The following is an 11,574-nucleotide window of genomic DNA, read 5'->3' as shown; positions in this document are numbered from 1 at the left end:
GTACGTCCGGCCCGGCGGCCTCGAAGGCGGGGCGGGCGTGGTGCCAGGGGGCGTCGGAGCTTGCCGGGGCGCGGCGCGGGGAGGCCGGGTCGGGCGTCGGCCCGGGGGCGGCGGGGGGCGCGGCGGCGTCGGGCGTCGGCCGGGGGGTGACGGGGGGTTCGGCTCCGCCGGGGGCCGCCCCCTTGCCCACCCGTTCCGCCCCCAGGGGGCGGCCCTGGTGCCCAAGGGGGCTACCGGGGGTGGAGGGGGTGCTGGGGGCAGCGGGGGTGGAGGGGGCAGCGGGTGCGGCGGGGGTGCTGGGGGCGGAGGCGGTGCTGGGGGCGGAGGGGGTGCCCGGGGCGGTCTGCGAGGCCGAGCCGTCGCTCGCACTGCGGGAGCGGCGGGCCGGAGCCCCCGGAGCAGCGGAAGGGGTGACCGGGGCAGCCTCGGGGGCCGTCGGGGCAGCGGAGGGCTCCCCCGGGGCGGTCTGCGACGCCGAACCCTCGCTGGCACTGCGGGAACGGCGGGCCGGGGCGGCTCCCCCCGCCTGCGACGCCGAGCCGTCGCTCGCGCTGCGGGAGCGACGGGCCGGGGCACCCGGGGCAGCGGAGGGGGTGGCCTGGGCCGTCTGCGAGGCCGAACCCTCGCTTGCGGTGCGGGAGCGGCGGGCCGGTGCACCCGGGGTGGGCTCGGGGGTGCCCGGGGTGGTGGAGGGCTCCGCCGGGGTGGAGTCGGGAGTGCTCGGGGCGGCGGGGCTCTCGGCCGGGGTGACCTGCGAGGCCGAGCCCTCGCCGGCGGTGCGGGAGCGGCGGGGCGCAGGGGTGGCGTCCGGTGGGGAGGCCGAGCCGTCGGAGACGCTGCGGGTGCGGCGGGCGGGGCGGTCCGCCGCCGGGCCGGCGCCCGCCGCGCGGGCGCCCCTCGCCGGGCGGGCCGGGGCGGCCGGGAGCTGGCCCTTGAGGGGTCCCCACTCGTTCGGGTCGGGGACGCCCGGGGGCAGCATCTGGCGGCGCTTGGGGCCGCCGTGGTCCGACTCGCCCGGCTCCTTCGCCCCCGGCCAGGCCTTCGCCACGCGGGCTGCCAGGACGAAGTCCTTGCGCAGGGGGTGGCCCTCGAAGGTGTCGGGGAGCAGGAGCGGGGCCAGGTGGGGGTGGTCGGTGAAGTCGATGCCGAACATCTCGTGCGTCTCGCGCTCGTGCCAGGCCGCACCCGCGAAGACCTCCACGGCCGTGGGCAGCACGGGGGCGGAGTGCGGGACGGTGGTGCGGAGCAGGAGGCGGCGGACCGTACGGCCTTCGAGGGAGGCGAGGTGGGCGGAGACGAGGAAGCCCGTGCCGGGTTCGTCGACCGCGCTCAGCCAGTCGAAGTAGGTGCAGGCCAGCTTGTCGCGGGCGATTTCGAGGGAGGAGATCCACGCGCCGAGGGGCACGTCGACCGTCAACAGGTCGTACGCGCGCTCGGCGCGGGCCTCCTCGCCGAAGACCTCGGCGGCGTTGTCGGGCAGGCCGTCGTAGGCGCTCATCGGGCCTCGCCTCCGGGAGTGTCGGTGGTTCCGGCACCGGATTCCGGCCCGCCCGACGGGGCGGTCCCCGGGCCGGGGACGGACCCCGTGCCGGAAGCAGCACCGGCACCCGATGCGGGTCCGCCGGACGGAGCGGCCCCCGAGCCCGGGGCAAAGTCCGTGCCGGGAGCAGCACCCGTACCGCTGGAGGCACCACCGGCACCCGATGCGGATCCGCCGGACGGAGCAGCCCCCGAGCCCGGCGCAGAGTCCGTGCCTGAAGCAGCACCCGTACCGCTGGAGGCACCACCGGCACCCGATGCGGATCCGCCGGACGGAGCAGCCCCCGAGCCCGGCGCAGAGTCCGTGCCGGAAGCAGCACCCGTACCGCTGGAGGCAGCACCGGAATCCGGCCTGCCGGACGGGGCGGTCCCCGCGCCGGAAGCGGAGTCCGTACCCGAAGCAGCACCGGCACCCGATCCGGGTCCGGCGGACGGGGTGGGCGGAGGCGGCACCAGGCCGCTCTGCAAGGAGGAGACGGACGGGCGGGAGGAGGAGGCGGCGTTTCCGTAGCGGTCCGCCAGGGACTCGCGGGCGATCTTCTCCTGGAGCTTGAGGATGCCCTGGAGGAGCGCCTCAGGGCGGGGCGGGCAGCCCGGCACGTAGACGTCGACCGGGATGATCTGGTCGACGCCCTTGGTGACGGAGTACGAGTCCCAGTACGGGCCGCCGCAGTTGGAGCAGGCGCCGAAGGAGATGACGTACTTGGGCTCCGGCATCTGCTCGTACAGGCGCTTGACGGCGGGGGCCATCTTGTCCGTGACCGTGCCCGAGACGACCATCAGGTCGGCCTGGCGCGGGCCCGGCGCGAAGGGGATCACGCCGAGCCGGATGAAGTCGTGACGGGCCATCGACGCGGCGATGAACTCGATGGCGCAGCAGGCCAGGCCGAAGTTGAAGACCCAGAGGCTGTAGCGGCGGCCCCAGTTGAGGACCACCTTCATCGGCTCGGGGGCCAGGCGGGAGAGGACTCCGAGACGCCGGGGTTCCGGAAGGAGTTCGGGCTCGGGGGAAGCCTGGGGCTCCCGGGAAATCCGGGGCTCAGGGGTCACGTCCATTCGAGGACGCCCTTCTTGTATGCGTACAGCAGACCCACGGCCAGGAAGCCGAGGAAGATGAACATCTCGACCAGCGTCGTGGCGCCGTACCCGGGCGCCGCGAACACCGTCGCCCACGGGAAGAGGAAGATCGCGTCGACGGCGAAGATGACGTACAGGAACGCGTAGACGTAGTAGCGGACCTGGGTGTGCGCCCAGCCCTCGCCGACGGGGTCGACTCCGCACTCGTACGTCAGGAGCTTCTCGGGGGTGGGGACCACCGGGCGCAGCAGGCGGCCCGCGCCGAAGGCCACGGCGACGAAGAGCACGCCGATCACGGCGAGCAGGCCGACGACCGAGTAGCTCTGGAAGTAGGAGGCGGCGACCACCGCGTGGTCGGCCGCCGGCTCGATCGGCACGGTCGGTTTCGGCACGTCCCGAACCTCACTCCCTGGCCTCGCGGCGCCCGCGGTGTGGGCGCCGTCCGTCGTCGATCTGTACGACAGGGGAGTCTAGGGCCTGTGATGGGGCCTCCCCTGTTCGAGCGGAGCCGAGAACGTGGGGAAGCCTCGGCAAGCAGTCGTGCACGGGCCGGGGGCCCGGGGGTGGGGTTGTCCCCACCCCCGGTGGCCCGCCCACCCCATGGCGTCGGTGCAGCCGCACACGGCAGGCTTGAGCCATGACCGCAAGCTCCGGTGCGCACACGCCCGGCACCCCGCCCCCGCCGCCGTATCCCCCCGACGCGCCGCCCCCTCCGCCCGCCGTGCTCGCCTTCGGCAGGCACACCTGGAAGGAGGTCGCGCAACTGCTGCTCAACTTCCCCGTGGCGCTGGTGGGGTTCGTGTTCGCGGTGCTCGTCGTCTCCCTCGGCGTCGGGCTCTCCGTGACGGTGATCGGGCTGCCGCTGCTGGCCGGTGGGCTGATGGGCGCGCGACTGATCGGCCGCTGGGAGCGGGGCCGGGCGCGGGCGCTGCTCGGGGTGCGGGTGGAGGAGCCCAGTCCGCTGCGGGCGGCCCGTGCGCAGAACGGTTTCTTCGCGTGGCTGTGGTCGACGCTGAAGGACCCGGTGGCCTGGCGGACCGTCCTGTACTCGGTGATCCGGCTGCCGTGGGGCGTGCTGACGTTCGCGGTGACGCTGGTGAGCCTCATCGCGCTGTGGCCGGTGCTGGGGTTCCTGGCGCGGGGCATGGCGAACGTCGACCGGGCGATGGTGCGCGGGCTGCTGTTCCCCTCCGGCGAACTGGAGCGGCGTATCGCCGAGTTGGAGTCGGACCGGGGGGTCGTCGTGGACACCGCCGCCGCCGACCTGCGCCGCATCGAACGCGACCTGCACGACGGGGCGCAGGCCCGGCTCGTGGCGCTCGCGATGGGGCTCGGGCTCGCCAAGGAGAAGCTGCTGGAGGACCCGGAGGCCGCCGCGCTGATGGTCGGCGAGGCGCACGGCGAGGTGAAGCTGGCCCTCCAGGAGCTGCGCGACCTGGCCCGGGGCATCCACCCCGCCGTCCTCACCGACCGGGGTCTGGACGCCGCGCTGTCCGCGATCGCCTCGCGCTGCACGGTGCCGGTGAAGGTCAGCGCCGACCTGGCCGAGCGGCCCGCGGAGGCCATCGAGGGCATCGCGTACTTCACCGTCTCGGAGCTGCTGCAGAACGTCAGCAAGCACAGCGGGGCGCGTACGGCCTCGGTCGAGGTGTGGCGTTCGGGTCCCCGGCTGCTGATTCAGGTACGGGACGACGGGCGCGGCGGCGCCAGCCTGGACGGGGGCACCGGGATGTCCGGGCTCGCGGAGCGGCTGGGTGCGGTGGACGGGCTGTTCACGGTGGACTCGCCGCCCGGCGCCGGGACCACGGTGACCGCCGAACTGCCGTGGCGGCCGCGTACCGCCGAGAGCGGCGCAGGTAGGGAAAACCCCCGTAGAAGACGGTGACTGACCGCATGGTCCGGGCCGTCCCGCACCCGCAGTCTTGAGACGTCACCATCCGCGGGAAGCGCACCACCTGCGGGAAGCCCACCACCTGCGGGAAGCGCACCACCCGCGGGAAGCCCACCACCCGCGGGAAGCACACACCGCGCACGACGCACCACCCGCTTGAGACGCACCATCCGGCGTGGCACCCCACCGCCGGGCACCCGGTCGAGCCCCCAGAGGAAACGGACCCGAACCATGGCCACGGACTACGCACCCAGCACCCGGGAACACCTGCCCCGGCGCCACCGCGTCCCGGCGGTGCTGCGCGCGCCGTTCGAGGCCCGCGCCTGGAGGGAGCTGCTCTACGTGCTGCTGAGCCTGCCGCTCGGCATCGTCGGCTTCACCTTCGCGGTCACCACCCTCTCCCTGGGGGCCGGCCTCCTGGTGACCTTCATCGGCATCCCGGTGCTGGCGGCGGGCCTGATGACGCTGCGCGGTCTCGGCTCGGTGGAGCGGACCCGGGCACGGGCGCTGCTCGGCCTCGACGTGGAGGCGCCGCGTCCGGTGCGCGGCGCCAAGCCGGGGCCGATGAGCTGGATCGGGGCGGTGCTGAAGTCCGGGGTGTCCTGGCGGCATCTGCTGTACGGCTTCCTGCACATGCCGTGGGCGATCTTCTCCTTCACCGTGGCGGTGGTCTTCTGGTCCGTCGGCCTGGCCGGGGTGACGTACCCGCTGTACGGCTGGGCCGCCCCCGACGACAGCGGCATCTCCCTCTACTCCGACCGCGACGGCGCGGTCTACCTGGACACGCCCCTCACCATCCTGCTGACCTTCTCGGTCGGCGTGGTCGTCCTGCTGGCGGCGCCCTGGGTGACCCGGGGTCTGGTCTCGGTGGACCGGCTCGCGGTGGCCGGGCTGCTCGGGGCGTCGGCCCTGGACCACCGGGTCAGCGAGCTGGAGTCGGACCGGGGCGTGGTCGTGGACACCGCCGCCGCCGACCTGCGCCGCATCGAACGCGACCTGCACGACGGGGCGCAGGCCCGCCTGGTGGCCCTGGCCATGGACCTCGGCCTCGCGAAGGAGAAGCTGGCCCAGGACCCCGACGCCGCCGCGAAGATGGTCGACGAGGCGCACGGCGAGGTGAAGGTGGCCCTCCAGGAGCTGCGCGACCTGGCCCGGGGCATCCACCCCGCCGTCCTCACCGACCGGGGTCTGGACGCCGCGCTCTCGGCGGTGGCGTCCCGGTGCACGGTGCCGGTGCAGGTGGAGGTGGACCTTCCGGCCCGCCCGGCCGCGGCGATCGAGGGCATCGCGTACTTCACCGTCTCGGAGCTCCTGCAGAACGTCAGCAAGCACGCGCAGGCCACCCGTGCCTCGGTCGACGTGTGGGAGACGGGCGGCCGCCTCATGCTCCAGGTCTCCGACAACGGGCGGGGCGGCGCGGACACCTCGCGCGGCTCGGGTCTCGCCGGGCTCGGCGAGCGGCTGGACGCGGTGGACGGGGTCCTGGTGGTGGACTCCCCCACGGGCGGCCCGACCACGATCACCGCCGAACTTCCCTGGCGGGGCTGAGCCCGTACCCGTACCGACACAAGCCTGGGCCCTCCGGAGTTGTCCGGAGGGCCCGGGCCGTATGTACGGGAGGCGTGCGCACGGGGGCGCGCGGGTCCGGATGCTGGGATGCTGGCCCCTGAACGGATCGCGTGTGCGGTCCGCTGAACGGGCCGTGCGTGCGGTCCGCCGGTTACTGGGGGCAGGAAGAGACGTGGTCGTGGGAGACAGGGTGCGCGTGGTCATCGCCGAGGACTCGGTGCTGCTCCGGGAGGGTCTGACCCGGTTGCTGACCGACCTGGGCCACGACGTGGTCGCGGGCGTCGGGGACGGGGAGGCGCTGGTCAAGACGGTCGCCGACCTCGCCGCGCAGGGGGAGCTGCCGGACGTGGTGGTGGCGGACGTCCGGATGCCGCCGACGCACACCGACGAGGGGGTGCGGGCCGCGGTGCGGCTGCGCCGGGAGCACCCGGGCATCGGGGTGCTGGTGCTGTCGCAGTACGTGGAGGAGCAGTACGCCACCGAACTGCTGGCCGGGTCCAGCACCGGGGTCGGCTACCTGCTGAAGGACCGGGTCGCCGAGGTGCGGGAGTTCGTGGACGCCGTCGTACGGGTGGCCAGGGGCGGCACCGCCCTGGACCCGGAGGTGGTGGCCCAGCTGCTCGGCCGCAGCCGCAAGCAGGACGTGCTGGCCGGGCTGACCCCGCGCGAGCGGGAGGTCCTGGGTCTGATGGCGGAGGGGCGGACCAACTCGGCGATCGCGAAGCAGTTGGTGGTGAGCGACGGCGCGGTGGAGAAGCACGTGAGCAACATCTTCCTGAAGCTGGGGCTCTCGCCGAGCGTCGGGGACCACCGGCGGGTGCTGGCCGTCCTGACGTACCTCAACTCCTGACCTGCGGGGTCGTCCGGCCGCTGGATTTCTGACGGGGCGTCAGTTAGTAAGGTCCAACAGCCTTGCGCGCGGGGGACTTTGGGACCAGAACCAAAGGATGAGGCGGGGCGTCTTCCCCTCCGGGGGTACTCGGAGGGGAAGAGGGGGGCGAGACCATGCGAAATCAGGACAGTTCGATGTCTCAAAAGCATGTTCAACCTGTGAGCGGCCCCCGGTGGCGACCCCGTACGGACGTAGGGTGGCCACGGGCGGCCGGTCGGCCGGTCGCCCCGGAACAGCCGCCTCTGAGGGAGGTCCAGTTCAGTGACCAGCCAGGTCAGTAGCCCGGCCGAGCAGGCCGAAGGTGACGACGGGGACAACCGGCCCGCAGCGGGCGGGGACCACCGGCCCCCGGAGCCCCCCGCGAAGGAAGTCCGCCGTCTGGACCGGGTGATCATCCGCTTCGCGGGCGACTCCGGTGACGGCATGCAGCTCACCGGCGACCGCTTCACGTCGGAGACCGCGTCGTTCGGCAACGACCTGTCGACGCTGCCGAACTTCCCCGCCGAGATCCGCGCCCCCGCCGGGACGCTGCCGGGCGTCTCGTCCTTCCAGCTGCACTTCGCCGACCACGACATCCTCACCCCGGGCGACGCCCCCAACGTCCTGGTCGCGATGAACCCGGCCGCGCTGAAGGCGAACATCGCCGACGTGCCGCGCGGCGCCGAGATCATCATCAACACCGACGAGTTCACCAAGCGCCCGATGGCGAAGGTGGGCTACGAGACGTCCCCGCTGGAGGACGGCTCACTGGACGGCTACAGCGTGCACCCGGTGCCGCTGACCACGCTGACGGTGGAGGCGCTGAAGGACTTCGGGCTCTCCCGCAAGGACGCCGGCCGCTCGAAGAACATGTTCGCGCTGGGCCTGCTGAGCTGGATGTACCACCGCCCCACCGAGGGCACCGAGGCCTTCCTGCGGCGGAAGTTCGCCAAGAAGCCCGACATCGCCGAGGCCAACGTCGCCGCCTTCCGGGCGGGCTGGAACTTCGGCGAGACCACCGAGGACTTCGCCGTCTCGTACGAGGTGGCTCCGGCGACCGCGGCGTTCCCGGCGGGCACGTACCGCAACATCTCCGGGAACCTGGCCCTGGCGTACGGGCTGATCGCGGCCGGGCACCAGGCGGACCTGCCGCTCTACCTCGGCTCGTACCCGATCACCCCGGCCTCCGACATCCTGCACGAGCTGTCCCGCCACAAGAACTTCGGCGTACGGACCTTCCAGGCCGAGGACGAGATCGCCGCGATCGGCGCGGCGCTCGGGGCGGCCTTCGGCGGCCAGCTCGCGGTGACCACCACCTCGGGTCCTGGCGTGGCCCTGAAGTCGGAGACCATCGGCCTCGCGGTCTCCCTGGAACTGCCGCTGCTGGTCGTGGCGATCCAGCGCGGCGGCCCCTCCACCGGGCTGCCGACCAAGACCGAGCAGGCGGACCTACTCCAGGCCATGTACGGGCGCAACGGCGAGGCCCCGGTGCCGGTGGTCGCACCGCGGACCCCCGCCGACTGCTTCGACGCGGCGATCGACGCGGCGAGGATCGCGCTGACCTACCGGACGCCGGTGTTCCTGCTGAGCGACGGTTATCTGGCCAACGGCTCGGAGCCCTGGCGGGTTCCCGAGGTCGACGAACTCCCCGATCTGCGCGTGCAGTTCGCGACGGGCCCCAACCACACCCTCGCCGACGGCACCGAGGTGTTCTGGCCGTACCAGCGCGACCCGGAGACCCTGGCCCGCCCGTGGGCGATCCCCGGCACCCCCGGCCTCGAACACCGCATCGGCGGCATCGAGAAGCAGGACGGCACGGGCAACATCTCTTACGACCCGGCCAACCACGACTTCATGGTCCGCACCCGCCAGGCCAAGATCGACGGCATCGCGGTCCCGGACGTCGAGGTCGACGACCCGGACGGCGCCCGCACGCTGGTGCTGGGCTGGGGCTCCACGTACGGCCCGATCACGGCCGCCGTACGACGTCTGCGCACCGAGGGGCAGCCCATCGCGCAGGCGCACCTGCGCCACCTCAACCCCTTCCCGAGGAATCTCGAAGAGGTCCTGAGGCGTTACGACAAGGTGGTCGTCCCCGAGATGAACCTGGGCCAGCTCGCCACGCTGATCCGGGCCAAGTACCTCGTGGACGCGATCTCGTACAACCAGGTCAACGGAATGCCGTTCAAGGCCGAGCAGCTCGCAACGGCCCTCAAGGAGGCCATCAATGACTGAGACGGTCACGACGAGCGACCACGCCCACTCGCTGCTCTCCCTGGTCCCCCGGGCCGAGGCGAAGCAGTCCATGAAGGACTTCAAGTCCGACCAGGAAGTGCGCTGGTGCCCCGGCTGCGGGGACTACGCGGTCCTCGCCGCCGTCCAGGGCTTCATGCCCGAACTCGGGCTGGCGAAGGAGAACATCGTCTTCGTCTCGGGCATCGGCTGCTCCTCCCGCTTCCCGTACTACATGAACACGTACGGGATGCACTCGATCCACGGCCGTGCCCCGGCCATCGCGACCGGACTGGCCTCCTCCCGCCGCGACTTGAGCGTGTGGGTGGTCACGGGTGACGGCGACGCGCTCTCCATCGGCGGCAACCACCTCATCCACGCGCTGCGCCGCAACGTGAACCTCAAGATCCTCCTGTTCAACAACCGGATCTACGGCCTCACCAAGGGCCAGTACAGCCCCACCTCCGAGGTCGGCAAGATCACCAAGTCGACCCCGATGGGCTCCCTGGACGCCCCCTTCAACCCGGTGTCCCTGGCCATCGGCGCCGAGGCCTCCTTCGTGGCCCGCACGGTCGACTCCGACCGCAAGCACCTCACCGAGGTGCTGCGCCAGGCCGCCGACCACCCGGGCACGGCCCTCGTGGAGATCTACCAGAACTGCAACATCTTCAACGACGGCGCCTTCGAGGTGCTGAAGGACAAGCAGCAGGCGGAGGAGGCGGTCATCCGCCTCGTCCACGGCGAGCAGATCCGCTTCGGCACGGACGGCTCGAAGGGGGTCGTACGGGACGCGCGGACCGGTGACCTGAAGGTCGTCGAGGTGACGCCCGACAACGCGTCCCAGATCCTCGTCCACGACGCCCACACCACGTCCCCGACCACGGCGTTCGCCCTCTCCCGCCTGGCCGACCCGGACACCCTCCACCACACCCCGATCGGGGTCTTCCGCTCCGTCGAACGCCCCGTGTACGACACGCTCATGGCCGACCAGCTGGACACCGCCGTCGAGCGCGACGGCAAGGGCGACCTGGGCGCGCTCCTCGCGGGCAAGGACACCTGGACGGTCGTCGGCTGACCTTTCCACTGATCCTTCCGCTGCTCCTTCCGCAGCGCGCTGGGGCGTCCGGTCTTCACGACCGGGCGCCCTTTCGCGCTTCCGGGCGCTCTGTGATGGTCATGACCGTATCGCGGAACACACATGACATGCGGGCTCGGGCGGGCTTACCGTCGAACGTCAGGGTGTGTGTTCGGGGCGGGAGGCCAGGCCGGTGGAGAAGGAAAAGAACGAACAGCGGACGGGATTGCTGTACGGCATCGGGGCGTACGGGCTCTGGGGCGTCGTCCCGCTCTTCTGGCCGCTGCTGAAGCCGGCCGGGGCGATCGAGATCCTGGCGCACCGGATGGTGTGGTCGCTCGCCGTGGTCGCCGTCGCGCTGCTGGTGGTACGGCGCTGGGCCTGGGTGCGCGAGCTGCTCCGCCAGCCGAAGAAGCTGCGCCTGATAACGGTGGCGGCGGCCGTCATCACCGTCAACTGGGGCCTGTACATCTGGTCGGTCAACTCCGGCCATGTGGTCGAGGCGTCCCTCGGCTACTTCATCAACCCCCTGGTGACCATCGCGATGGGGGTGCTGCTGCTCGGCGAGCGGATGCGCCCCTTGCAGTGGACGGCGGTCGGGGTCGGCGCGGCGGCGGTACTGGTCCTGGCCGTCGGGTACGGCCAGCCGCCGTGGATCTCGCTCGCCCTCGCCTTCTCCTTCGCCACGTACGGACTGGTCAAGAAGAAGGTCAACCTCGGCGGCCTGGAATCCCTGGCCGCCGAGACGGCCGTCCTCTTCCTGCCCGCACTGGGTTATCTCCTCTTCCTCGGCACCTCGGGCACCCTCGCCTTCGGCGCGCACGGGGCGGGTCACGCGTCGCTGCTGGCGGCGACGGGCCTGGTGACGGCGGTGCCGCTGGTCTTCTTCGGGGCGGCGGCGGTGCGGGTGCCGCTGTCGACGCTGGGGCTGCTCCAGTACCTGGCGCCGGTGTTCCAATTCCTCCTCGGCGTCGTGTACTTCCACGAGGAGATGCCGGTGGAGAGGTGGGCGGGGTTCGCACTGGTGTGGCTGGCGCTGACGCTGCTGACGTGGGACGCGGTGCGGACGGCGCGGGGCGCTCGGGCCGCGAGGGCGAGGGCGCTGGCGGGGGCTCCGGCAGCTCCGGCGGCTCCGGCGGCGGAGACCGTCCCGGTCGCGGAACCGGGGGCGGTGGCGGACGCGTCGGGCCCGGGACGGTGAGGCGCGTCCGGCACAGGTGCGGGACCAGGGGCGGCACCCGGGTGGGCCGGGAGCGGGAGGGGCCGCCCCCTTGCCCGCCCGTCCCGCCCCCGGGGGGCGGCCCCGCCGCCCAAGGGGGC

8 protein-coding genes and 1 pseudogene are annotated in these 11,574 nt (G+C 72.8%); 6 read left to right on the top strand and 3 right to left on the bottom strand.

Annotation, left to right across the window (positions count from 1 at the left end):
- The 3 genes and pseudogenes from ACIO3O_RS04685 to ACIO3O_RS04675 form a co-directional block, all read right to left on the bottom strand.
- A partial coding sequence (locus ACIO3O_RS04685) for an NADH-quinone oxidoreductase subunit C (protein WP_401741940.1) occupies positions 1–1,498 on the bottom strand: 1,498 nt, incomplete at its 3' end.
- 371 nt (positions 1,499–1,869) lie between these two features.
- Positions 1,870–2,595: pseudogene (locus tag ACIO3O_RS04680) on the bottom strand (NADH-quinone oxidoreductase subunit B); the annotation flags it as partial.
- The gene (locus tag ACIO3O_RS04675; RefSeq protein WP_401741938.1) at positions 2,586–3,008 is read right to left on the bottom strand and encodes an NADH-quinone oxidoreductase subunit A; all 423 of its coding nucleotides are present in this window, start codon (positions 3,006–3,008) and stop codon (positions 2,586–2,588) included. The gene ACIO3O_RS04675 and the pseudogene ACIO3O_RS04680, both read right to left, overlap by 10 nt.
- Positions 3,009–3,253: 245 nt before the next feature.
- On the opposite strand from ACIO3O_RS04675, the gene ACIO3O_RS04670 reads away from it, so the two are divergent.
- From ACIO3O_RS04670 to rarD, 6 genes are all read left to right on the top strand, one after another.
- Complete coding sequence (locus ACIO3O_RS04670) at positions 3,254–4,501, top strand: sensor histidine kinase (protein ID WP_401741935.1); 1,248 nt, start codon at positions 3,254–3,256, stop codon at positions 4,499–4,501.
- 237 nt (positions 4,502–4,738) lie between these two features.
- Entirely contained in the window at positions 4,739–6,055 is a 1,317-nt protein-coding gene (locus tag ACIO3O_RS04665) for a sensor histidine kinase (RefSeq protein ID WP_401741932.1), read from the top strand.
- Between the two features lie 211 nt (positions 6,056–6,266).
- Entirely contained in the window at positions 6,267–6,926 is a 660-nt protein-coding gene (locus ACIO3O_RS04660) for a LuxR C-terminal-related transcriptional regulator (RefSeq protein ID WP_401743355.1), read from the top strand.
- Between the two features lie 303 nt (positions 6,927–7,229).
- Positions 7,230–9,182 carry a 2-oxoacid:acceptor oxidoreductase subunit alpha gene (locus ACIO3O_RS04655; RefSeq protein ID WP_401741931.1) on the top strand — a complete coding sequence of 651 codons (1,953 nt, stop codon included), beginning with the start codon at positions 7,230–7,232 and terminating at the stop codon, positions 9,180–9,182.
- Complete coding sequence (locus tag ACIO3O_RS04650) at positions 9,175–10,254, top strand: 2-oxoacid:ferredoxin oxidoreductase subunit beta (protein WP_401741928.1); 1,080 nt, start codon at positions 9,175–9,177, stop codon at positions 10,252–10,254. Before ACIO3O_RS04655 ends, ACIO3O_RS04650 begins: the two co-directional genes overlap by 8 nt.
- Before the next feature lie 193 nt (positions 10,255–10,447).
- A complete protein-coding gene (gene rarD, locus ACIO3O_RS04645; RefSeq protein WP_401741926.1) occupies positions 10,448–11,455 on the top strand; it encodes an EamA family transporter RarD in 1,008 nt (335 codons plus the stop codon).
- Positions 11,456–11,574 lie beyond the last annotated feature (119 nt).

The sequence above is a fragment of the Streptomyces sp. NPDC087440 genome, assembly GCF_044744005.1.
Classification (GTDB): Bacteria; Actinomycetota; Actinomycetes; order Streptomycetales; family Streptomycetaceae; genus Streptomyces.
The sequence above is the reverse complement of the archived record's forward strand: the minus strand, read 5'-3'. Positions and strand labels throughout refer to the sequence as shown.

What these genes read in the sequence shown, in the direction of transcription:
- ACIO3O_RS04670 (WP_401741935.1), top strand. Translation starts at nt 3,254, where the DNA reads ATGACCGCAAGCTCCGGTGCGCACACGCCCGGCACCCCGCCCCCGCCG.
- ACIO3O_RS04665 (WP_401741932.1), top strand. Translation starts at nt 4,739, where the DNA reads ATGGCCACGGACTACGCACCCAGCACCCGGGAACACCTGCCCCGGCGC.
- ACIO3O_RS04650 (WP_401741928.1), top strand. Translation starts at nt 9,175, where the DNA reads ATGACTGAGACGGTCACGACGAGCGACCACGCCCACTCGCTGCTCTCC.